General features: G+C 69.4%; 17 protein-coding genes. 13 read left to right on the top strand and 4 right to left on the bottom strand.

What is annotated here, in order from left to right; all coding sequences use genetic code 11:
- The first annotated feature begins 3 nt into the window (after positions 1 to 3).
- The 8 genes from HIR79_RS10380 (at position 4) to kduD (ending at position 9,998) form a co-directional block, all read left to right on the top strand.
- Positions 4 to 1,866 (top strand): extracellular solute-binding protein, encoded by a 1,863-nt coding sequence (locus HIR79_RS10380; protein WP_169958303.1) that lies wholly within the window; start codon positions 4 to 6, stop codon positions 1,864 to 1,866.
- A gap of 81 nt (positions 1,867 to 1,947) precedes the next feature.
- Entirely contained in the window at positions 1,948 to 3,018 is a 1,071-nt protein-coding gene (locus tag HIR79_RS10375) for a microcin C ABC transporter permease YejB (RefSeq protein WP_169958302.1), read from the top strand.
- Between the two features lie 4 nt (positions 3,019 to 3,022).
- Positions 3,023 to 4,123 carry an ABC transporter permease gene (locus tag HIR79_RS10370; protein WP_169958301.1) on the top strand — a complete coding sequence of 367 codons (1,101 nt, stop codon included), beginning with the start codon at positions 3,023 to 3,025 and terminating at the stop codon, positions 4,121 to 4,123.
- Positions 4,116 to 5,720, top strand: coding sequence for an ABC transporter ATP-binding protein (locus HIR79_RS10365; RefSeq protein ID WP_169958300.1), 1,605 nt, complete (start codon positions 4,116 to 4,118; stop codon positions 5,718 to 5,720). Before HIR79_RS10370 ends, HIR79_RS10365 begins: the two co-directional genes overlap by 8 nt.
- A gap of 452 nt (positions 5,721 to 6,172) precedes the next feature.
- Entirely contained in the window at positions 6,173 to 7,192 is a 1,020-nt protein-coding gene (locus HIR79_RS10360) for a LacI family DNA-binding transcriptional regulator (RefSeq protein WP_169958299.1), read from the top strand.
- Positions 7,193 to 7,266: 74 nt separating this feature from the next.
- The gene (locus HIR79_RS10355; protein WP_249322113.1) at positions 7,267 to 8,238 is read left to right on the top strand and encodes a sugar kinase; all 972 of its coding nucleotides are present in this window, start codon (positions 7,267 to 7,269) and stop codon (positions 8,236 to 8,238) included.
- Positions 8,239 to 8,268: 30 nt separating this feature from the next.
- On the top strand, positions 8,269 to 9,249 hold the full coding sequence (locus tag HIR79_RS10350) for a 2-hydroxyacid dehydrogenase (RefSeq protein WP_169958297.1): 981 nt from the start codon (positions 8,269 to 8,271) through the stop codon (positions 9,247 to 9,249).
- The gene (kduD, locus tag HIR79_RS10345; protein WP_169958296.1) at positions 9,246 to 9,998 is read left to right on the top strand and encodes a 2-dehydro-3-deoxy-D-gluconate 5-dehydrogenase KduD; all 753 of its coding nucleotides are present in this window, start codon (positions 9,246 to 9,248) and stop codon (positions 9,996 to 9,998) included. The genes HIR79_RS10350 and kduD overlap by 4 nt, the downstream gene beginning before the upstream one ends.
- A gap of 43 nt (positions 9,999 to 10,041) precedes the next feature.
- Here kduD and HIR79_RS10340 read toward each other — a convergent pair whose 3' ends face one another.
- Both HIR79_RS10340 and HIR79_RS10335 read right to left on the bottom strand, forming a co-directional pair.
- A complete protein-coding gene (locus tag HIR79_RS10340) occupies positions 10,042 to 11,526 on the bottom strand; it encodes a mannitol dehydrogenase family protein (protein WP_169958295.1) in 1,485 nt (494 codons plus the stop codon).
- A 42-nt stretch (positions 11,527 to 11,568) separates the two neighbouring features.
- Positions 11,569 to 13,374, bottom strand: coding sequence for an IlvD/Edd family dehydratase (locus HIR79_RS10335; protein ID WP_169958294.1), 1,806 nt, complete (start codon positions 13,372 to 13,374; stop codon positions 11,569 to 11,571).
- Between the two features lie 171 nt (positions 13,375 to 13,545).
- Between HIR79_RS10335 and HIR79_RS10330 the strand changes: the two genes are divergently transcribed.
- From HIR79_RS10330 to HIR79_RS10310, 5 genes are all read left to right on the top strand, one after another.
- Positions 13,546 to 15,114: an aldehyde dehydrogenase (NADP(+)) gene (locus tag HIR79_RS10330; RefSeq protein ID WP_169958293.1), complete on the top strand. Its 1,569-nt coding sequence runs from the start codon at positions 13,546 to 13,548 to the stop codon at positions 15,112 to 15,114.
- Positions 15,115 to 15,321: 207 nt separating this feature from the next.
- Positions 15,322 to 16,071 (top strand): SDR family oxidoreductase, encoded by a 750-nt coding sequence (locus tag HIR79_RS10325; RefSeq protein ID WP_169958292.1) that lies wholly within the window; start codon positions 15,322 to 15,324, stop codon positions 16,069 to 16,071.
- 95 nt (positions 16,072 to 16,166) lie between these two features.
- On the top strand, positions 16,167 to 17,018 hold the full coding sequence (locus HIR79_RS10320; protein ID WP_169958291.1) for a fumarylacetoacetate hydrolase family protein: 852 nt from the start codon (positions 16,167 to 16,169) through the stop codon (positions 17,016 to 17,018).
- 12 nt (positions 17,019 to 17,030) lie between these two features.
- Entirely contained in the window at positions 17,031 to 18,101 is a 1,071-nt protein-coding gene (locus HIR79_RS10315; RefSeq protein WP_169958290.1) for a zinc-binding alcohol dehydrogenase family protein, read from the top strand.
- A complete protein-coding gene (locus HIR79_RS10310; protein ID WP_169958289.1) occupies positions 18,079 to 19,719 on the top strand; it encodes a UxaA family hydrolase in 1,641 nt (546 codons plus the stop codon). Before HIR79_RS10315 ends, HIR79_RS10310 begins: the two co-directional genes overlap by 23 nt.
- A gap of 233 nt (positions 19,720 to 19,952) precedes the next feature.
- Here HIR79_RS10310 and nanR read toward each other — a convergent pair whose 3' ends face one another.
- Together nanR and HIR79_RS10300 are read right to left on the bottom strand one after the other, a co-directional pair.
- On the bottom strand, positions 19,953 to 20,675 hold the full coding sequence (gene nanR / locus HIR79_RS10305) for a transcriptional regulator NanR (RefSeq protein ID WP_169958288.1): 723 nt from the start codon (positions 20,673 to 20,675) through the stop codon (positions 19,953 to 19,955).
- Between the two features lie 66 nt (positions 20,676 to 20,741).
- On the bottom strand, positions 20,742 to 21,833 hold the full coding sequence (locus HIR79_RS10300) for an Ldh family oxidoreductase (RefSeq protein WP_169958287.1): 1,092 nt from the start codon (positions 21,831 to 21,833) through the stop codon (positions 20,742 to 20,744).
- Positions 21,834 to 21,853 lie beyond the last annotated feature (20 nt).

Raw genomic sequence — 21,853 nt, 5'->3', positions numbered from 1 at the left:
CCGATGCCCGTAGCCCTGTGCCGCCTGCCCCTGGCCGCCTGCCTTGCCCTCGTCTGGCTGCTGACGACCGCCACGGCGGTGGCGGCCTCGCCGGACCCGATGGCGACGGATCGGACGCCCACCGTCCATGGCCTGGCGCTCTATGACGAGCCGGCGCTGCCGGCGGACTTCCCCCACTTCCCTCACGTCAATCCCGAGGCTCCCAGGGGCGGCACCCTGACCCAGGCCGCGGTGGGCGGCAGTTTCGACTCCACCAACCCCTTCATCATCCGCGGCACCCCGGCGGCGGGGCTCTTCGAGATCTATGACACCCTGGTGGAGGGCAACCCCGACGAGCCCTTCTCGGTCTACGGCCTGCTGGCCGAGGGCATGCGCCTCGACCCCGAGCGCAACTGGATCGAGTTCGACCTGCGCCCCGAGGCGCGCTTCCACGACGGCGAACCGGTCACCGCCGACGACGTCGTCTACAGCTTCGAGCTGCTCACCGAGCAGGGCAACCCCTTCTATGGCGCCTACTACGCCGACGTGGAGAGCGTCACGGCCCTGGACGAGCGCACCGTGCGCTTCGACTTCGCCGAGGTGCACTCCCGGGAGCTGCCGCTGATCGTCGGCCAGCTGCCGGTGCTGCCGAAGCACTACTGGGAGGAGCGCGATTTCACCGCGCCGAGCCTCGCCGCCCACCCGGGCTCCGGCCCCTACCGCATCGCGGAGGTGGACCCGGGTCGACGCATCGTCTATCAGCGCGACCCGGACTACTGGGGCCGGGACCTTGCGGTGAAGCGCGGGCGCCACAACATCGACCGGCTGGTCTACGACTACTACCGCGACCGCGACATCGCCTGGGAGGCCTTCAAGGCCGGGGTGCTGGACTACCGAATCGACGCCCGCGCCGCCACCTGGGCCATCGGCTACGACTTCCCCGCCTACCGCGACGGCCTGGTGCGCCGCCTGGCGGTGCCGGACGGTCAGCCGGCCCGCATGCAGGCCTTCGTCTTCAACCTGCGCCGCGACAAGTTCGCGGACCCCCGGGTGCGCGAGGCGCTCTCGCTCACCTTCGACTTTCCCTGGCTCAACGCCAACCTCTTCTACGACGCCTATCGGCGCACCGAGAGCTACTTCCAGAACTCCGAGATGGCCGCCGAGGGCCTGCCGGAGGGCGAGGAGCTGGCCCTGCTGGAGCCCTGGCGGGACCAGCTGCCCGAGCGGCTCTTCCAGGAGCCGGTGCCCCACGAGCACCCGCTGGACTTGCGCGAACGGCTACGCCTGGCGCTGGACCTGCTGCGCGAGGCGGGCTACGAGGTCCAGGGCAATCGCCTGGTCCACGGCGAGACCGGCCAGCCGCTGAGCGTGGAGGTGCTGCTCTTCGATACCGGCATGGAGCGGGTCACCCAGCCGATGCTGCGCAACATGGCGCGCCTGGGCATCCAGGGCAGCATCCGCATCGTCGACATCAACCAGTACCTCAACCGGTTGCGCCGCTTCGACTTCGACATCACCGTGGGGCAGTTCCCGCAGTCGAACAACCCCGGCAACGAGCAGCGCGACTTCTGGACCAGCGCCGCCGCCGAGACGCCCCAGAGCCGCAACCTGATGGGCCTGGCCGACCCGGTGGTGGACGACCTGGTGGAGCGGCTGATCCGCGCCGACAGCCGCGAGGCGCTCAACGTCACCGCCCGCGCCCTGGACCGGGTGCTGCTGTGGCGCTTCCCGATGATCCCCCACTACCACTCCGGCGAGACCCGCATCGCCATCTGGGACAAGTTCGGCTGGCCCGAGCCCTTCCCGGCCTACGGCATGGACCTGGCCGCCTGGTGGGTGAACGCCGAGCGCGAAGCCGAGATCAACCAGCGCCTGCGTCGCCGCTGACGCGGCTGGCGATGTCGCCAACAAGCCCGAGATGCCGGAACCCGGTATGCCAGAGCCTGATATGCAAAAGGACGCCCCATCGTGAGCCGCTATATCCTGCGCCGCCTGCTGCTGATGATCCCGACCCTGATCGGGATCATGCTGCTCAACTTCATCATCGTCCAGGCCGCTCCGGGCGGGCCCATCGACCAGATGCTGGCCCGCTTCGAGGGGGCCGATGCCATGGCCAGCACGCGGCTCGAGGCCGGCGGCGAGGTGATGGTGCGCGACGAGTCCCGCGGGGCGCGGGGCATCGACCCGCGCTTCATCGAGCAGCTCGAGGCGCAGTTCGGCTTCGACCAGCCCGCCCACGTGCGCTTCCTCGGCATGATGCGCGACTACGCCACCTTCGACTTCGGCAACAGCTTCTTTCGGGACCGGCCGGTGGTGGAGCTGATGATCGAGCGGCTGCCGGTGTCGATCTCACTGGGGCTCTGGACCACCCTGCTGGTCTACCTGATCTCGATCCCGCTCGGCATCCGCAAGGCGCTCCACCACGGCTCGCGCTTCGACGTCTGGACCTCGGGGCTGGTGATCGTCGGCTACGCCATCCCGGGCTTTCTCTTCGCGATACTGCTGATCGTGCTCTTCGCCGGGGGCAGCTACTGGGACCTCTTCCCCCTGCGCGGGCTCACCTCGCCGGACTTCCACGAGCTCTCGACCTGGGGCAAGGTGAAGGACTACCTCTGGCACATCACCCTGCCGGTGGTGGCCATGACCATCGGCAGCTTCGCCACCCTCACCATGCTGACCAAGAACAGCTTCCTCGACGAGATCCACAAGCAGTACGTGCTCACCGCCCGGGCCAAGGGGGCAAGCGACGGCGGCGTGCTCTACGGCCACGTCTTCCGCAACGCCATGCTGATCATCATCGCCGGCCTGCCCGGCGCCCTGATCGCCATCTTCTTCACCGGGTCGCTGTTGATCGAGGTGATCTTCTCCCTGGAGGGACTCGGGCTGCTCGGCTTCGAGGCGGTGATGCAGCGCGACTACCCGGTGATCTTCGGCACCCTGTACCTCTACACGCTGATCGGCCTGCTCCTCAAGCTGATCTCCGACCTGACCTATGTGTGGGTGGACCCGCGCATCGACTTCGAGACGAGGGAGTCCTGAGCCGATGGCCACCAAGTTCAAGGTGTCACCGATCACCCGCCGCCGCCTGGCGGTGTTCAAGGCCAACCGCCGCGCCCGGGTCTCGCTCTGGGTGTTCCTGGCGCTCTTCGTGGTGAGCCTCGGCGCCGAGCTGATCGCCAACGACAAGCCGCTGGTGATGCGCTACGACGGCCAGTGGTATGTGCCGCTGCTGGTCGACTACCCGGAGACCGAGTTCGGCGGTTTCCTGCCCACCACCGCCGACTATCACGACCCCTTCGTCCAGGCGCAGATCGCCGAGCACGGCTGGGCGCTGTGGCCGCCGATCCCCTTCTCCTACCAGACCCTGGACATGCAGATGATGCGCCCGTCGCCGGCGCCGCCGGATGGGCGCCACTGGCTCGGCACCGACGACCAGGGGCGCGACGTGATCGCCCGGGTAATCTACGGCTTCAGGCTCTCGGTGGCCTTCGCCCTGGTGCTCACCGCCGGCTCCCTGGTGATGGGGGTGCTGGTGGGCGGCATCCAGGGCTACTTCGGCGGCAGGACCGACCTGATCGGCCAGCGCTTCACCGAGATCTGGTCGGGGCTGCCGGTGCTCTTCCTGCTGATCATCCTGGCGAGCTTCGTGCAGCCCGGCTTCTGGTGGCTGCTCGGCATCATGCTGCTCTTCTCCTGGCTGGGGCTCGTGGACGTGGTGCGCGCCGAGTTCCTGCGCGCCCGCAACCTGGAGTACGTGCGCGCCGCCAAGGCCATGGGGCTGCCGCCGCGGCTGATCATGTGGCGCCACGTGCTGCCCAACGCCATGGTGGCCACCCTCACCTTCGTGCCCTTCCTCTTCACCGGCGCCATCACCACCCTCACGGCGCTGGACTTCCTGGGCTTCGGCCTGCCCCCGGGCTCGCCGTCTCTTGGCGAGCTGGTGGCCCAGGGCAAGAACAACCTGCATGCCCCCTGGCTCGGCATCACCGCCTTCGTCAGCCTGTCGCTGATGCTCTCGCTGCTGGTCTTCATCGGCGAGGGGCTGCGCGACGCCTTCGACCCCCGTCACGTCCGCCACGCCGCCACCCCGGTGCCGGCCGCGAGCGCGCCCACTGCAAACGCCCGGAGCCAGACCGATGCCTGATCCCTCGCCCCGCTCCCCGCTGCTGCGCCTCGAGGAGTTCTCCGTCGCCTTCGACGGCGTCACCGTGCTGGACCGCCTCACGCTCACCGTGAACCGCGGCGAGACCCTGGCTCTAGTGGGCGAGTCCGGCTCCGGCAAGTCGGTCTCGGCGCTGGGCGCCATGGACCTGCTGCCGGGCAATGCCGCGGTCAGCGGCGAGCGGCGGCTGGGTGACACCGACCTTGGCCGCCTGAAACGCCGCGACTGGCAGGGGCTGCGCGGCGGCCGGGTGGGCTTCATCTTCCAGGAGCCGATGACCTCGCTGAATCCGCTGCATACCGTGGGCAAGCAGATCGGCGAGACCCTGCGCCTGCACCAGGGGCTCTCGGGGCGGGCCGCCCGCGCTCGCATCATCGAATTGCTCGGCCAGGTGAAGCTGCCGCGTCCCGAGGAGCTGATCGACGCCTGGCCCCACCAGCTTTCCGGCGGCCAGCGCCAGCGGGTGATGATCGCGATGGCCATCGCCAACGACCCGGAGCTTCTCATCGCCGACGAGCCCACCACGGCGCTCGACGTCACCGTGCAGCAGGAGATCCTGGCGCTGCTGGCCGAACTGCGCGACCACCACGGCATGGGCATGCTCTTCATCACCCACGACCTCAACCTGGTACGCCGCCACGCCGACCAGGTCTGCGTGCTCTATCAGGGGCGCGAGCAGGAGACCGGGCCGGTGGCCCGGGTCTTCGACGCGCCTTCCAGCACCTACACCCGCACCCTGCTCGATGCCGAGCCGGTGGGGCGCCCGGTGGCGGTGCCCCGCGGGGCGCCGCTGCTGCAGGCCACCGGTCTCGGGGTAAGCTTCCAGCGTCCCAAGAAGCTCTTCATGAAGCGCCCGCCGGCGTTCGAGGCGGTCAGGCCGCTTGAGCTCACCCTGGCGCCGGGGGAGACCCTCGGCATCGTTGGCGAGTCGGGCTCCGGCAAGACCACCCTGGCGCTGGCGCTGCTGCGCCTGACCCAGAGCCGCGGCGAGATCACCTTCGGTGACACCCGCCTGGATACCCTCACCGGCGGCGCCCTGCGCCGCCTGCGCCAGCGCTTCCAGATCGTCTTCCAGGACCCCTTCGGCTCGCTCTCCCCTCGCCTGCCGGTCTCCGAGATCGTCAGCGAGGGGCTGCGCTTCCACCGCCCCGAGCTCTCCGCCGACGAGGTCGCCCGCCGCGTGGCCGCCACACTCACCGAAGTGGGGCTGCCCGCGGACTGCGCCGACCGCTACCCCCACGAATTCTCCGGTGGCCAGCGCCAGCGCATCGCCGTGGCCCGGGCGATCATCCTCGAACCCGAGCTGCTGGTGCTCGACGAGCCCACCTCGGCGCTGGACCGCACCGTGCAGAAGCAGCTGGTGGCGCTCCTGCGCGACCTCCAGGCCCGCCGCGGCCTGAGCTACCTCTTCATCAGCCACGACCTCGCCGTAGTGCGCGCCATGGCACACCGCATCATGGTGCTCAAGGAGGGGGAAGTGGTGGAGAGCGGCGACTGCCTCGCGGTGCTGGAGAACCCGAGCAGCGACTACACCCGGGCGCTGGTGGCCGCGGCGGGTCTGGCGCCGCGGGTGGAATGACTTGGAAATTACCCTCTGGAGGGGTTATTGGTGCGTTATCCCCTCCGGCGGATAATGCGTCGCCCGGGCGGGCGCGGCCACCCTACCGGCTGGAACCCCCTGCATCGAAAGCGGGAGGTTTCGAGGCTGTGAAGGCCAGCATCCCGGCAACGGCGATGTCGCGACCTCTCCCTATAAGGAGCTCATGGCGTGATCGTCTTCCTTCTTCCATCGGCGGCTTGTCCCTCGCAGTTCGAAAATAGTGAATCCCAAGACCGCATCGTACAGATAAAGGTTTTGATCAACCTCTAGGTATCCGAGGCACAGTTGAGGCCGAGCGCTACATTAGAATCCGACTTCTCCTCGCTGTCTAAGGCCTCGTGGTCATCAACGCTACCTCTTGGGCGGTGCATGACTGGCGAAAAACACGGTGTTGACTACTATGGTAACGGTTCCATCAGGTCATTGAGCCAATGAATCCATCACATCGCACCACCATTCTCGATGTCGCTCGCGCTGCAGGTGCCTCCAAGACCAGCGTCTCTCGCTACTTCGGCAGTGAACGTCAGCGACTCTCCGGTGAACTTCAGCAGCGCATCGCCGACGCAGCCGATCAGTTGGGGTACCAGCCCAACCAGCTGGCCCGGAGCCTCAAGGGCGCGGGCTCGCGGTTGATCGGCATGCTGGTCGCTGACATTCGCAATCCCTTCTCCATCGCGGTGATGCATGGCGTGGAGCAGGCCTGTCGAGAGCATGGGCTGTCACTGCTGGTCTGCAATACCGACAACGACCCGGCCCAGGAACGCGAGCACCTGGCCCTCCTCACCGCCTACCGGGTCGAGGGCCTGGTGGTAAACATCACCGGCAGTCCTGACCACGAACTGAAGCGACTGATCGACCAGGGCATTCCCCTGGTGCTGCTCGACCGGGAGCTGACCGACCTGAACGCCAAGGTAGTGGGTCTCGACAATGCCCTGGCTATCGACATGGCGCTGAATCACCTCCAGGCCCGGGGCTACCGAGAACTGCTATACATCAGCGAGCCTCCTGACCGGGCCAGCTCTCGGAAGGCCCGGCTGAAGCGGTACCAATCCGGCTGTGAGGCCCGCCAACTGCGCGGCAAGGTGCGCTGCCAGCCGCTGGAGGACGACGCTGCGCTGCGCCAGGCAATCGCCGACTTCCTGGCTGTACCGACCGACTCGCCGAAGGCGCTGCTCTGTGCCAACGGCAAGATCACCCTCGCCGTGACGCGCATCCTGCAGGCCCTGGGCGCCCGGCTCGGCGACACGGGCCTGATCGGCATCGACGAGCTCGACTGGTGCGCCCTGGTGGGCCCCGGCATCACCACGCTGGCCCAGCCCACCGACGCCATCGGGCGCGATGCCGTGCAGCGCCTGCTGGCCGGGCCCGCTAATCTCGACACTCCCGAGGGCGCAGCACGACGCCACGCGCCGATCCTGATCGCCAGAGGCTCCACCCGCTGTCCGGCCTGAGGCAGGACGGCGGCAAGGCTCCCCTTCCCTGCCAGCGACGACACGGCAACCTTTCCGCTCACATGAGGCACAGCATGACTCAGCCACAGACGCCCAGCCCAGAGATCCTCGCCTTCGGCGAAGCCATGGCGATGTTCGTCGCCGAAAGGCCCGGAGAGCTTGCCGATGTGGAGCGCTTCCAGCGCCGTATCGCCGGCGCCGACACCAACGTTGCAATCGGCCTGGCCCGGCTGGGCTTCCATGTCGGCTGGCTGAGCCGGGTCGGCAGCGACGGCTTCGGCACGTTCATCCGCCGCACGCTGGAGGCCGAAGGGCTGGACTGTCGCCACCTGCGGGTAGACCCCGATCATCCCACCGGCCTGCTCTTCAAGGAGCGTGCCGAGGACGGTGCCGACCCTCGCGTCACCTACTTTCGCCGCGGCAGCGCCGCCAGCCACCTCGCGCCAGGGGATACCGACGGCGTCGACTTCACCACCCTTCGCCACCTCCATGCCACCGGCATTCCTCCCGCCCTCTCACCCAGCGCCCGTGAGCTGTCCCGACACCTGGTGGAACAGGCCCGCGCCAAGGGCGCCAGCGTCTCCTTCGACCCCAACCTGCGGCCCAGCCTGTGGTCGAGCGAGGCCGACATGCGCGCCACCTTGAACGGGCTGGCCGCCAGTGCCGACTGGGTGCTGCCGGGCCTCGCCGAGGGGCGCCTGCTCACCGGGTGTGACAGCCCCGAGGCGATCGCCGACTTCTATCTCGAACGCGGCGCCCAGGCCGTGATCATCAAGCTAGGGCCCGAAGGCAGCTACTATCGCGGCATCCTGGATGGCCAGCTGGAGAGCTTTACCCTGCCGGGCTTCGCGGTGGTCGAGGTAGTGGATACCGTGGGGGCCGGGGATGCCTTCGCCGTGGGCGTGATCAGCGCCCTTCTCGATGGCCGTTCAGCCCGGGAGGCCGTCCGACGCGGCAACCTGATCGGCTCGCTGGCCGTGCAGGTGGTAGGCGACATGGAGGGGCTGCCGAATCGTGAGCGTCTCGCCGCCCTGGAAACCGCGTGACTGGAACACAAACAACAAGGAGCCTGACTCATGAAGAAGCGTGTCCTGGCCTACGGCCGACTGAACGAGAGCCAGCTTGCCCAACTCGACGAGCAGTTCGAGGTCCGGACCTTCAACGGTCTCGCATCCGCCGACGATCCCGACTTCCGCGCCGCGCTGCCGGGTGCCCATGGCCTGATCGGTGCCAGCCTGACCGTCACCCCCGAGTTGCTGGATGCGGCCCCAAACCTGGAGGCCATCGCCACCATCTCGGTGGGCTACGACAACTACCCAGTTGACGAGCTGACCCGACGCGGCATCCTGCTCTGCAACACGCCGGACGTGCTTACCGAGACCACTGCCGATACCGGTTTCCTGCTGGTGATGGCCGCGGCACGGCGCGCCGTGGAGCTGGCCGAGTGGGTCAAGCGCGGCGACTGGCAGGCCGGCGTGGGACCCGAGCACTTCGGCAGCGACGTCCACGGCAAGACCCTCGGCATGATCGGCTTCGGCCGCATCGGTGCCGCCATCGCCCGTCGCGGCGCACTGGGCTTCGGCATGCGCGTGCTCTATTCCAACGCCTCACCCAAGCCAGCGCTGGAAGCGGAGCTGGGCGCCGAGCACCGCGAGCTGGACGCGCTGCTCGCCGAGTCGGACTTCGTCTGCGTCACTGTCCCCCTTACCCCCGAGACCGAGCACCTGATCGGCGAACGCGAGTTTACCCTGATGAAGCCCTCGGCCATCTTCGTCAACATTGCCCGCGGCAAGGTGGTACACGAGGCGGCGCTCATCGAGGCGCTCGAGATGGGGCGCATCCGCGCCGCCGGTCTGGATGTCTTCGAGCAGGAGCCGCTGTCGACGGAATCGCCGCTGCCCCACATGACCAACGTGGTGGCCCTGCCCCATATCGGCTCGGCCACCCACGAAACGCGCACCGCCATGGCCCAGCACGCCGTGGACAACCTCATCCTGGCACTCAACGGCGACCGTCCGATCAGCCTGGTCAACGAGGCCGCCTGGAGGGCGTCATGAACCGCTTCTCGCTGGCCGGCCGGGTGGCCATGGTCACCGGCTGCAACAAGGGGCTCGGCCAGGGCCTGGCCATCGCGCTGGCCGAGGCCGGCGCCGACATCGTCGGCGTCAATCGCCGCGAGGCCGACGAAACCCGGGAGCGCATCGAGGCCTTGGGGCGTCGCTATACCGGCATTGCGGCGGAACTGGGACGCGACGCCCCGTCGGACATCGTCGACCAGGCGCTGAGCCAGGCCGGGCGGATCGATATCCTGATCAACAACGCCGGCACCATCCGCCGCGCCCCCGCCTTGGAGTTCAGCGAGGCGGACTGGGACGCGGTGATCGACGTGAACCTGAAGGCGGCCTTCTTCCTGGCCCAGGCGGTGGCCCGCCACCTGGTGGCGCGCCGGGCCCCTGGCCGCATCGTCAACGTCGCCTCGGTGCTCTCCTTCCAGGGCGGGATCCGCGTGCCCTCCTACACTGCCAGCAAGAGCGGCCTGCTCGGCCTGACCCGGCTGCTGGCCAACGAGTGGGCGGCCCACGGCATCACCGTCAACGCCATCGCCCCCGGGTACATGGCCACCGACAACACCCAGGCGCTGCGCGAGGACCCCGACCGCAGCGCCGAGATCCTGGCGCGGATCCCCGCCGGGCGCTGGGGGACCCCCGAGGACCTGGCCGGCGCAGCGATATTCCTCTGCTCCGACGCCGCCGCCTACGTCAACGGCCATGCGCTGGCGGTGGACGGCGGCTGGCTGGCTCGCTGACCGACGGTGACGCTCGCCGGACTGGCGTAGAGGCGCCTGGCCCCTACGTCAGGTGGGCAAGCGCTGCGTCGAGCCCCTGCTCGGTCAGTCGGTGGTAGGCGGCGAGCACCGCCTCGGCGAAGTCGGCATCCGCCGCCAGCGCCGACGGGACGACATCGTCCATGGCCAGGAAGACACCGACCAGCGCCTCGGGCGCCTGCCCGTGACGGGCGTGCAGGTCGGCAAACCGCGCCGCCAGGGGATCGTCCACCACGTAGGCGTTGCCGCGGGTGTCCCGCCCGGCGGTATAGCGGATCCAGCCCGCCAGGCCCAGGGCAATACAAGGCGATTCCCAGCCTTTCTCACGGCGTGCCGAGGTACCGATCAGCCAGCGCTGAGGCAGCTTCTGGCTACCGTCCATGGCGATCTGGTGCAGGCGGTGGCGCAGGCTGTCGTTAGCGAAGCGCGCCAGCAGCGATTCGGCATAGGTCGCAAGGTCGGTGCCCTCGGGCATGACCAGGGTCGGCGCCGCCTCCTCCAGCATGTAGCGACGCAGCAGGGCCCTCAGATCGTCCCGGCTCACTGCCTCGTAGACGGTCTCGATGCCCTCAGGAGCCCCCAGGTAGGCCAGCAGCGAGTGGCTGGCATTGAGCAGACGCAGCTTCATGGCCTCGAAGGGAGCGACGTCGGCGACCATCTCCACGCCGTCGGCCGTCCAGTCCGGCCGTCCCAGAGGGAAGTCATCCTCCACCACCCACTGGAGATAGGCCTCGGCCACTACGGCGTTGGGGTCCTCGATCCCCAGCGCCGAGAGCCTGGTGAAATCGGCCTCGGTCATGGCCGGCACGATGCCGTCGACCATGCTGCTGGGGAAGGCCCCCTCGCGCTCGATCCAGTCCGCCAGGGTGGCGTCCTGGCGCTCGGCGAGCTGGACCACGGCATGGCGGGCGCACCGGCCGTTGTCCGGCATGTTGTCACATGAGAGCACCGTGAAGGGCGCAATCCCCCGGGCGCGGCGTCGCGCCAGCGCCGCCACCAGAATCCCCGGCGCGGTGCGCGGCCGTGCGGGATCGGCGATGTCGGCGGCGATCATGGGGTCGTCGGCGAGCAGCATGCCGCTGGCCGGGTTGAGGAAGTAGCCCTTCTCGGTGACGGTCAGGGTGACCAGGCGGGTCTCGGGGGCGGCCAGCCGCGCCAGCAGGACCTCGAGGTCGCGACCCCAGCGCTCGTTGGCGTCTCGGCCGGTGAGCTTGTCCTTTCCGGTAAACAGGGCCTCCTCGATCACCCCGATCTCGCGCAGGGTAACGGTCTCGCTGTCGGTGAACTGGGCCACGTGATAGCGATGATCCGCCTCACGCAGTCCATCCACCAGGGCGATGCTCGAGCGCAGATTGGCGCTGCAGATGCCCCAGGAGGTATCGCCGCTGCGTTGGCGGTAGCGCTCCAGGTAGACCGCCTGGTGGGCGCGGTGAAAGGCCCCGAGGCCGAGATGGACGATGCTCAGGCTGCCCGCCCGGGGCCCCGCAGGCAAAAAGACGGGATGCGGCATGGGTAATGCTCCCGGCGCGGTGCTCGATCGGCACCGCCCCGTTCAGTGATTGTCGCGAGGCGGGCTGCGGCGCGCCACGTCGCGGTACTTGGTGGCCGGCGCCAGGGTCATGCCGCGGTCCAGCGGCTCCACCATCGAACGCTGGATCTCCTGCCAGGGTGTCTGGTGCTCGGGGTAGCGATAGCCCCCCTGTGCCTCCAGCCGCTGCCGCCGCGCCGCGAGCTCGGTCTCGTCGATCAGCAGCATCACCTCTCCCTGGCGCAGGTCGATGCGCAGCCGGTCGCCGCTCTCCAGCAAGGCCAGGCCACCGCCGGTCGCCGCCTCCGGCGAGGCGTTGAGGATCGACGGCGACCCCGAAGTGCCCGACTGGCGGCCGTCCCCCAGGCAGGGTAGCGATTCGATGCCGCGGCGGATCAGCGCCTCAGGCGGCTGCATGTTCACCACCTCGGCGCCGCCGGGATGGCCCACCGGGCCGGCACCGCGCATCACCAGGATGGTGCGCTCGTCGATGCCCAGGCTCGGGTCATCGATACGCGCATGGTAATCCTCCGAGCCATCGAACACCGCCACCCGGCCCTCGAAGGCCTCGGGGTCGTCCGGGTCACTGAGGAAGCGCTCGCGGAAGTCCGGCGAGATGACGCTGGTCTTCATCAGCGCCGAGTCGAAGAGGTTGCCCTTGAGGTTGAGGAATCCGGCATGTTCCACCAGCGGATTGGCGTAGCGGCGGATCACCTCGGGGTCCCGGGTCTCGCGCCCCGCCAAGTTGGCGGAAAGCGGCTGGCCGTTGACCGTGAGCGCCTCGCCATGGAGCCGGCCGGCCTGGAGCAGTTCATGCATCACTGCCGGCACGCCCCCGGCGCGGTGGAACTCCTCGCCGAGGTAGGCCCCCGCGGGCATGACATTGGCCAGCAGCGGAATCGAATGGCCCAGCCGCTGCCAGTCGTCGTTGTCCAGCTCGACCCCGGCATGGCGGGCGATGGCATTGACATGGATGGGCGCGTTAGAGGAGCCCCCCAGCGCCGAGCAGGTGACGATGGCATTCTCGAAGGCTTCCCGGGTGAGGATGTCGCCGGGCCTAAGATCCTCCCAGACCATCGCGGTGATCCGCTCGCCGGTCTGGTAGGCGACCATGGCGCGCTCCTTGTAGGGGCCCGGGATCATCGCCGAACCGGGCAGGCTCATGCCCAGCGCCTCGGCCAGGGAGTTCATGGTCGAGGCAGTGCCCATGGTGTTGCAGTGACCCACCGAAGGGGCGGACTCGGTGATGCGCGACAGGAACTCGGCGTAGTCGATATCGCCGGCGGCCAGCCGGCGGCGCATCTCCCAGACGATGGTCCCGGAGCCGACGCGCTCGGCGCCATGCCAGCCGTTGAGCATGGGGCCGCCGGAGAGCACGATGGCCGGGATGTTCACCGTCGCCGCGGCCATCAGCGCCGCCGGAGTGGTCTTGTCACAGCCGGTGGTCAGCACCACGCCGTCCAGCGGATAGCCATGCAGCACCTCCACCAGCCCCAGATAGGCCAGATTGCGATCCAGCGCCGCCGTGGGCCGGCGCACGTTCTCGTGGATAGGGTGCATGGGGAACTCGAAGGGCACGCCGCCGGCGGCGCGGATGCCATCCTTGACCCGCTTGGCGAGTTCCATGTGGTGTCGGTTGCAGGGCGTCAGGTCGGAGCCCGACTGGCAGATGCCGATGATCGGCCGGCCCCCGGTGAGCTCCTCCAGGGTGATGCCCTGGTTCATGTAGCGCTCGATGCACAGGGCGGTGGTGCCGGGATGGTCGGGATTGTCGAACCACCAGCGCGACCGTAGCTGGTCGGGGCGGACTCGAGGGCGAGTGGGTGACATGAGAACTCCGACTGATTTGACCGCGGGGCCGGGCAATGGCGTCACGGCGAGAATTGCCCTAGTGTAGGGCTGTATGATGACATGATAGGTAGCACGCCTGCCCTGGTACCACAAGCCGTATCCCCGAGAAGCCGAATTCTCGAGAAGCCGAACTTCCCAGAAGGAGTCCCCATGACACTGCAAGGCACTTCCCTGATCGGCCGCGAGGCCGTTACCGGCGATCAGGCCGTGATCCACGCCATCGACCCGGCCAGCGGCGCGGCCCTCGCCCCCGGCTATCCGGGCCTGGACCGCCACGCGGTCGCCCGGGCCTGCCAGCTTGCCGAGGAGGCCTTCGCCGCGTACCGCGAGACCTCGCCGGAGGTGCGGGCGGCCTTTCTCGAGACCATTGCCGCCGAGATCGAAGCCATCGGCGATGAGCTGATCACCCGGGCCATGGCCGAGACCGGCCTGCCCCGGGCGCGGCTCGAGGGCGAGCGTGGCCGCACCTGCGGCCAGCTGCGCCTGTTTGCCGACGTGGTACGTGCCGGCGAGTGGCTTGATGTGCGCATCGACCCCGCGCTTCCCGATCGCCAGCCGCTGCCGCGGGTCGACCTGCGCCAACGCCACGTGGCCCTGGGCCCCGTAGCGGTGTTCGGCGCCTCCAATTTCCCGCTGGCCTTCAGCGTAGCCGGGGGCGACACCGCCTCGGCACTGGCCGCCGGCTGCCCCGTGGTGGTCAAGGCCCACTCCGCCCATCCCGGCACCTCCGAGCTGGTGGGCCGTGCCGTGCAGGCGGCCGTGACCCGCTGCCAGCTCCCCGAGGGGGTCTTCTCGCTGCTGTTCGGCGCCGGCAAGGAGATCGGCCAGGCGCTGGTCGCCGACCCGCGCATCCAGGCGGTGGGCTTCACCGGCTCCCGCGCCGGGGGCCTGGCGCTGCTGGCCACCGCCCAGACGCGGCCGCAGCCGATCCCGGTCTACGCCGAGATGAGTTCCATCAACCCGGTGTTCCTGTTCCCGGAGGCACTGGCGGCGCGCGGACAGGAGATCGCCGAGGGCTTCATCGGCTCGCTGAACATGGGCGCCGGACAGTTCTGTACCAACCCGGGCCTGGTAATCGCCGTCCGAGGCAAGGCGCTGGACGCCTTCATCGAGGCCGCCGCTGAAGCCATCAAGGACAGTTCGGCCCAGACCATGCTCACGCCGGGGATCCACGCCGCCTATCAGGATGGCGTGGGCGCCCTGGTGGGCGAAGCCCGCGAGATCGCCCGAGGCCGGCTCGGCGACGGCCCCTGCGCCTGTCAGCCGGCGCTGTTTGCCGCCTCGGCGAATGATTTCCTCAAGAGCGATGCACTGCAGGCCGAGGTCTTCGGCGCGGCGTCGCTGGTGGTCGAGTGTGACGACCTCGACCAGGTCAGGGCCGTGGCCGAGCACCTGGAGGGCCAGCTCACCGCCACCCTGCAGATGGACGACGGCGACCTCGAGGCCGCCCGAACCCTGCTCCCGGTGCTGGAGCGCAAGGCCGGCCGAGTGCTGGCCAACGGCTGGCCCACCGGGGTCGAGGTGTGCCACGCCATGGTCCACGGCGGCCCCTTCCCCGCCACCTCGGACACCCGCACCACCTCGGTGGGCAGCGCGGCCATCCACCGCTTCCTGCGCCCGGTGTGCTACCAGAACCTGCCGGCCGGCCTGCTGCCCGAGGCCCTTCAGGAGGGCAACCCGCTCGGCGTGAGCCGCCTGGTGGACGGCAAGCGGGAATGATCGAGACGGTGATTCCACGCTGGTGATCATAGGCGGCCTGCGGGCCGCCTTTTTGTTGGGCCGGTGGTCACCGGCGGGTCTTCTTCGGGTTGGCAAGCCGCCGGGAACTGGGCCATACTCTGACCGACCATCATCCTAGCATCCTGTCATACCAGACAACCCATGGACGGCCCGCGCCATCCGATACCTGCCGAGGACGCCCGAGACATGCGATTGAAGGACAAGACGGCCCTGATCACCGCCGCAGGACAGGGCATCGGCCACGCCACCGCGCTGCGTTTCGCGGCGGAGGGCGCCTGGGTCATCGCCACCGACATCGACGGTGATAAGCTCAAGGCACTGGAAGGACGGGAAGGGATCGAGACCCGCCGCCTGGACGTGCTGGATGCCGCGGCCGTGACGGCGCTGGCGGCCGAGGTGCCGCCCCTGGACGTGCTCTTCAACTGTGCCGGCTTCGTGGCCAGCGGCTCGCTGCTGACCGGCACCGACGACGACTGGGAACTGTCGCTGGCGCTCAACGTCACCGCCATGGCGCGGCTGACCCGCGTCCTGCTACCGGCCATGATCGACCACGGCGGCGGCAGCATCATCAACATGGCCTCGGTGGCTTCGAGCCTCAAGGGCGTGCCCAACCGCTGCGCCTACGGCACCACCAAGGCCGCGGTGATCGGGCTGACCAAGTCGATCGCCGCCGACTTCATCGACCGGGGCATTCGCTGCAACGCCATCTGCCCCGGCACCGTGGACTCCCCCTCGCTGCGCCAACGCATCCAGGCGCAGGCACACCAGCAGGGTCGCCCGGAGGCCGAGGTTCAGGCCGAGTTCCTCGCCCGCCAGCCGCTGGGTCGTCTGGGCACGTCAGAGGAGATCGCCGCCCTGGCCACCTACCTGGCCGCGGACGAGTCCGCCTACACCACCGGCACCGCCCAGGTGATCGACGGCGGCTGGCTGATCTGAAGCGACCGAACGGAACAAGTAGCAACGCGTCACGTACACCGATTCACCAGCAGCGAATCACGAACGGCGAATCACACAACAACTAAGGAGAACCCATGAAACTGCTGCGCTTCGGCCCCCCGGGCCGCGAGAAACCCGGCCTGCTCGACGCCGACGGAGTGATCCGCGACCTCTCGGCCCACCTGCCGGACCTGGATGGGCGCCACCTCGACCGCGACCTGATGGCCCGACTGGCCGAGCTCGACGCCTCTCGCCTGCCCAAGGTCCCCACCGATACCCGCCTCGGCCCCTGTGTCGGCCGGGTCGGCAAGTTCATCTGCATCGGCCTCAACTACTCCGACCACGCCGCCGAGACCGGCGCCGAGGTCCCGCCCGAGCCGGTGGTCTTCAACAAGTGGACCAGCGCCATCTGCGGGCCCGACGACGACGTCATCATCCCGCGGGGCTCCACCAAGACGGACTGGGAAGTGGAACTCGGCGTGGTAATCGGCAAGGAAGCCCGCTACGTGAGCGAGGCCGACGCCATGGACCATGTGGCCGGCTACTGCGTGGTCAACGACGTCTCCGAGCGCGAGTTCCAGCTCGAGCGCAGCGGCACCTGGGACAAGGGCAAGGGCTGCGACACCTTCGGTCCCCTGGGCCCGTGGCTGGTCACCCCGGACGAGATCGCCGACCCCCATGAACTGGACATGTGGCTGGAGGTGGACGGCCACCGTTACCAGGACGGCAACACCCGCACCATGGTCTACCGCATCCCCTTCCTGATCAGCTACCTGAGCCGCTTCATGAGCCTGCAGCCGGGCGATGTGATCTCCACCGGCACCCCGCCCGGGGTGGGGATGGGCCAGCAGCCGCCGACCTACCTCCGGCCCGGCCAGCGCATGCGTCTGGGCATCGCCGGGCTCGGCGAGCAGCGCCAGGCCGTCGTCGCCGAACCCGACCGCTGATCGGAGATCGCCATGCGTACCGTCGTCTGCCAGGCCCCTGGCCGCCTGACCCTCGAGCAGCGCGCCGCCCCCTCATGCGGGCCCGGCGAGGCACTGCTGCGCATCCGCCGGGTCGGGGTGTGCGGCACCGATATCCACGCCTATGGTGGCAACCAGCCCTACTTCACCTATCCCCGGGTGCTCGGCCACGAACTGGCCGGCGAGATCGTCGCGGTGGGTGACGGGGTCCACCCGGCGCGGGTGGGCCAGCAGGCCTATGTCATCCCCTACCTGCACTGCGGAGAGTGCCGGGCCTGTCGCCGGGGCCGCACCAACTGCTGCCGCCGGATGCAGGTGATCGGCGTGCACCGTGACGGCGGCATGTGCGACACCCTGGCGGTTCCCGCCGATCACCTGGTGAGCGACACCTCCCTGTCGCTCGACCAGCTCGCCCTGGTCGAATGCCTGGCCATCGGCGCCCACGCGGTCCGCCGCAGCGAACTGGACGAGGGCGAGCTCGCCGTGGTCGTCGGCGCCGGCCCCATCGGCATGGGCGTGGCCCAGCTGGCCCGGGAACGCGGGGCCCGGGTGGTCATGGTTGACACCAACGCCGAGCGGCTGGCCTTCTGCCGCGAGCGGCTGGGCATCACGGAGACACTCAACCCTGCCGAACAGGACGTCCCCGCCGCCCTGGCGGCCCTCGGCGACGGCGAACTGGCCGACGTGGTGTTCGACGCCACCGGCAGCCCTGCCGCCATGTGCCGCGGCTTCGACCTGGTCGCCCATGCCGGCCGCTATGTGCTGGTCAGCATCGTCAAGGCGGACATCGCCTTCCATGACCCCGACTTCCACGGGCGCGAGATGACTCTGCTCGCCAGCCGCAACGCCACCCGCGAGGACTTCGACACGGTGTGCCGGCTGATGGCAGCGGGTCGCCTTGAGGCCAGCGCCATGATCACCCACCGCGCCGAACTCGACGCCCTGACCGACCGCCTACCCGCCTGGTGCGTCCCCGGCAGCGGCGTCGTCAAGGCGATGATCGAACTCGAATTTCCGGAACACGCCGAAGCGGAGGCCGTCCATGCCCCAGACCATCGCCAGTGAACACGGCCAGCTGGCCAGCCTGCGCGTACACGCCGACGACAACGTGCGCGTCGCCCTCAAGGACCTGCCCGGCGGCAGCGAGATCGACGACGACGGGCGCCGGCTGCGCCTGGCCGAGCCGATCCGCCACAAGCACAAGTTTGCCCTGCACGACATAGCCGAGGGTGACACCGTGATCATGTACGGCGTCACGGTGGGCCGCGCCACGCGGCCCATCGCCGCGGGGGCGGCCATCACCACCGACAACACCGAGCACAGCACCGCCACCACCGAGCCCCAGGCCCGGCGCGGCGAATGGCGCGCCCCCGAGGTGACGGCATTCGAGGGCATGACCTTCGATGGCTATCACCGCCCCGACGGCGGCGTCGGCACCGCCAACGTCTGGCTGGTGGTGCCGCTAGTGTTCTGCGAGAACCGCAATATCGAGGTGCTGCGCCAGTGCGTGGCCGACGCCCTGGGCGAGGACCCCTACCGCGACTACAAGCGCATGGCCCGCGAGCTGCTCCACGGTGCCGCCGGCACGGCCCCGCCCGCGCCTGCCGGCGAGCGGCTCTTTCCCAACGTCGACGGGGTGCGTTTCCTGACCCACACCCTGGGCTGCGGCGGCACCGACGACGACGCCCTGGCGCTGTGCCGGCTGCTGGCCGGCTACATCTGCCACCCCAACGTGGCCGGCGCCACGGTGCTGAGCCTGGGCTGCCAGAAGGCGCAGATCGACATGCTCAAGGAGTCGGTGGCAGCGCGCGACCCCGACGGCCTGCGCCCGGTCCACTACCTGGAGCAGCAGGCGAGCACGAGCGAGTCGGCGCTGATCCGCGAGGCGCTGACCACCATCTTCGATGGCCTGGCCGAGGCCAACCGGGTCGAGCGCGCCCCGGCGCCGCTCTCGGCGCTGACCCTGGGCGTGGAGTGCGGCGGCTCCGACGGCTTCTCCGGCCTCTCCGCCAACCCGCTGGTGGGTGCCGTGGTGGATCGGCTGGTAGCGCTCGGGGGCAGCGGCATCCTCAGCGAGTTTCCCGAGCTGTGCGGGGTGGAGCACGAGCTGATCGCCCGCTGCCGCGACGACGCCGTGGCCGAGCGCTTCCGGGCACTGATGGAGGCCTACCAGCGCCACGCCGCTCGGGTGGGGGCGGACTTCTCCATGAACCCCTCCCCGGGCAACATCCGCGACGGCCTGATCACCGACGCCATGAAGTCGGCCGGTGCGGCCAAGAAGGGCGGCGACAGCCCGGTGGTGGATGTGCTCGACTACACCGAGCCGCATTCCCGAGCCGGCCTCAACCTGCTCTGCTCACCGGGCAACGACGTGGAGTCCACCACCGCCCTGGCCGGCTCCGGCGCCAACCTGATCCTCTTCACCACCGGACTGGGCACGCCCACCGGCAACCCCATCACCCCGGTGATCAAGATCTCGAGCAACAGCGAACTGGCCACGCGCATGCAGGACGTGATCGACTTCGATGCCGGCCCCATCATCCGCGGCGAGGCGAGCATGGATGAGCTGGCCGACCGCCTGCTGCGGCTGTGCATCGACGCCGCCTCGGGGCGCTACGCCCCCCGCGCGGTGGAACTCGCCCAGTACGACTTCATCCCCTGGAAGCGCGGCGTCTCGTTGTAGCCGCTCCCCTAGGAGTCTGTCGGGCTTGACCGATCGTAGCGAGAGATTCGGGTTTCGAGACAAGTTTATCGATCTGTTGAGGCGAATAGCGCGCTATTTAACGAAGCAGATCGAATGAAATTGGCCGAAAAACCGGATTTCGCAGTAGATCAGCGTTAAGTCCGACAGGCTCCTAGGCAAAGGCCCGCCCCCTGAGGGGCGGGCCTTCTCGTTCCTCATGGCGAACGGGCGGACTATCCCGCGTCGGAAAGGCGCTTCTTGAGCTGCATGTAGGTGCCGTAGTGGCGATCCAGGTGGCGGCGCATGGCCGCCTCGGCGGCGTCGGGGTCGCGGGACTCGATGGCCTCGACGATCTCGGTGTGCGCCGCCAGCGCCGCCTTATCCTCGTCCTTCTGCTGCAGCACCTGGGCGCGGCGGTCATCGAGCCACTCGGAGAGCGCCACGTGGATGGCGTCGAAGATGGGGTTGCGGGCGATGCTCGCCAGCACGCCGTGGAAGTCGTTGTCGGAGCGCTTGAAGCGCGCCTCGTCGCCCACCGCGTCACGGTTCTCCTGGAGCGCCTCGCGCAGGCGCGCCAGGTCCTCGTCGCCGGCATGGCGGGCCGCATAGCGGGCCAGCGAGATCTCGAACAGCGCCCGGGCCTCCTGGAAGTACTGCTGGCCGTCGGGCTTGGAGAGCAGCTGGCGAGTCACCCCGGAGAGCCGCGCCATCACCGCCTCTGCGGTGGGCCGAATCACCCGGGCGCGGGTCCCGCTGTTGATGGCGATCAGCCCGAGCTGCTGCAGGTGGAACAGCGCCTCGCGCACTGCCGGGCGCCCGACGCCGAACTGCTCCATCAGCTCGCGCTCGGAGGGCAGCTGGTCGTTCTCGCCAAGCCGCCCGTCGAGGATGTCCGCCTCGAGCTGCTCGGCGACCTGCTCGGAAAGCGTCTTGCGCTCGATCCGATATCGAGACATGGGCTGATTCTCCTGGTGACCCGGTGTTCAGAGTGTCCATCTTACCGCATTCCGGCCCTGCCCCGCTCAGGCCAGATGCCGCAGCGGCCGTACGTCCAGGGTCTCGGCCAGGGTCGCGTAGGCGACCTGGTTGGCGCTGTCGAGAGGGATGCCCTCGGCGTCGCGTCGCGCCAGGCAGCGCCACTCGCGATCTCCGGGGGCCAGCACCTCGGCCCCGTCGACCGCCGGCTGGGCGCGCAGGTCGGCCAGGTACTCGGCCAGGCGGGCCGCGAAGGTCTCCCGGTCGACGAAGGCCGCCGGGTTCAGGGCCAGAAAGAAGTGCCCGACCCCGCGCGGCGTCGCCATGTCCGGCCCGCCCATGGGCAGCAGCCTGAAGCCGTTGAGCATGCCGGAGAGGGTCGAGCTCAGCACCTCCACCATGCCGCCGAGCCCCGCCCCCTTGAAGCCGAAGTCGCTACCGCCCAGGGGCAGCAGGGCCGCCACCTCGGCCGGCACCCGGGTCACCCGGCCCTCGGCGTCGGCAGCAACCTGGTCCGGCAGCTCGCGCCCGATGGCCCCATACTGCTGCACGCGGTTCCAGGGCACCGAACTGGTGGCCATGTCCAGCAGGTAGGGCGACTGCCCCTCTACCGGCGCGGCGAAGGCGATCGGATTGGTGCCATGGAAGGGCGACAGCCCCTGGTGGAGCAGCACGAAGGGGTCGGAGTTGCAGACGGCCAGGCCGATCATGCCGCGTTCGGCGGCGGCCAGCGCATAGCAGCCGGCGGCGCCGAAGTGGGAGGAGTGCCCCACCGCCACTGCGCCAAGCCCGACCTCGAAGGCCATCTCCACCGCGTGGGTCATGGCGGTGTAGCCGGCCAGGTGGCCGAAGCCATCCCCGGCGTCGAGGACGCCGGTGGCCGGCAGTCGCCGCGCGAAACGCATCTCCGGCGCCCCCGTGACCCGCCCTCCCTTGAGGGCCCTAATGTAGTGCGGCAGCAGCCGCAGGCCGTGGCTGTCGGTGCCCATGCGCGAGGCCGTGACCAGGGCGCGGGTGACCGCGGCCGAGGAGGCCGTGTCCGCACCGGCCCGCGTCAGCGCCTCGCCCATGAAGCGCTCCAGGTCCTCGACCGCGACGCGGACCTCCTGCTGTGGCGGGTCATGCCGGGTATCGTTCATCGTCAATCGGCTCCTCTCGG

It is taken from the genome of Halomonas sp. PGE1, from assembly GCF_013000985.1.
Classification (GTDB): domain Bacteria; phylum Pseudomonadota; class Gammaproteobacteria; order Pseudomonadales; family Halomonadaceae; genus Halomonas; species Halomonas alkalicola.
This window is presented reverse-complemented; position numbering and strand designations above follow the sequence as displayed.

Excerpts from the sequence above, each read along its gene's own strand:
- HIR79_RS10380 (WP_169958303.1), top strand. The coding sequence starts at position 4 with ATGCCCGTAGCCCTGTGCCGCCTGCCCCTGGCCGCCTGCCTTGCCCTC.
- HIR79_RS10365 (WP_169958300.1), top strand. The coding sequence starts at position 4,116 with ATGCCTGATCCCTCGCCCCGCTCCCCGCTGCTGCGCCTCGAGGAGTTC.
- HIR79_RS10315 (WP_169958290.1), top strand. The coding sequence starts at position 17,031 with ATGCGTACCGTCGTCTGCCAGGCCCCTGGCCGCCTGACCCTCGAGCAG.
- HIR79_RS10335 (WP_169958294.1), bottom strand. The coding sequence starts at position 13,374 with ATGTCACCCACTCGCCCTCGAGTCCGCCCCGACCAGCTACGGTCGCGC.
- HIR79_RS10355 (WP_249322113.1), top strand. The coding sequence starts at position 7,267 with ATGACTCAGCCACAGACGCCCAGCCCAGAGATCCTCGCCTTCGGCGAA.
- kduD (WP_169958296.1), top strand. The coding sequence starts at position 9,246 with ATGAACCGCTTCTCGCTGGCCGGCCGGGTGGCCATGGTCACCGGCTGC.
- HIR79_RS10325 (WP_169958292.1), top strand. The coding sequence starts at position 15,322 with ATGCGATTGAAGGACAAGACGGCCCTGATCACCGCCGCAGGACAGGGC.
- HIR79_RS10310 (WP_169958289.1), top strand. The coding sequence starts at position 18,079 with ATGCCCCAGACCATCGCCAGTGAACACGGCCAGCTGGCCAGCCTGCGC.
- HIR79_RS10340 (WP_169958295.1), bottom strand. The coding sequence starts at position 11,526 with ATGCCGCATCCCGTCTTTTTGCCTGCGGGGCCCCGGGCGGGCAGCCTG.
- nanR (WP_169958288.1), bottom strand. The coding sequence starts at position 20,675 with ATGTCTCGATATCGGATCGAGCGCAAGACGCTTTCCGAGCAGGTCGCC.
- HIR79_RS10370 (WP_169958301.1), top strand. The coding sequence starts at position 3,023 with ATGGCCACCAAGTTCAAGGTGTCACCGATCACCCGCCGCCGCCTGGCG.
- HIR79_RS10330 (WP_169958293.1), top strand. The coding sequence starts at position 13,546 with ATGACACTGCAAGGCACTTCCCTGATCGGCCGCGAGGCCGTTACCGGC.
- HIR79_RS10320 (WP_169958291.1), top strand. The coding sequence starts at position 16,167 with ATGAAACTGCTGCGCTTCGGCCCCCCGGGCCGCGAGAAACCCGGCCTG.
- HIR79_RS10360 (WP_169958299.1), top strand. The coding sequence starts at position 6,173 with ATGAATCCATCACATCGCACCACCATTCTCGATGTCGCTCGCGCTGCA.
- HIR79_RS10350 (WP_169958297.1), top strand. The coding sequence starts at position 8,269 with ATGAAGAAGCGTGTCCTGGCCTACGGCCGACTGAACGAGAGCCAGCTT.
- HIR79_RS10300 (WP_169958287.1), bottom strand. The coding sequence starts at position 21,833 with ATGAACGATACCCGGCATGACCCGCCACAGCAGGAGGTCCGCGTCGCG.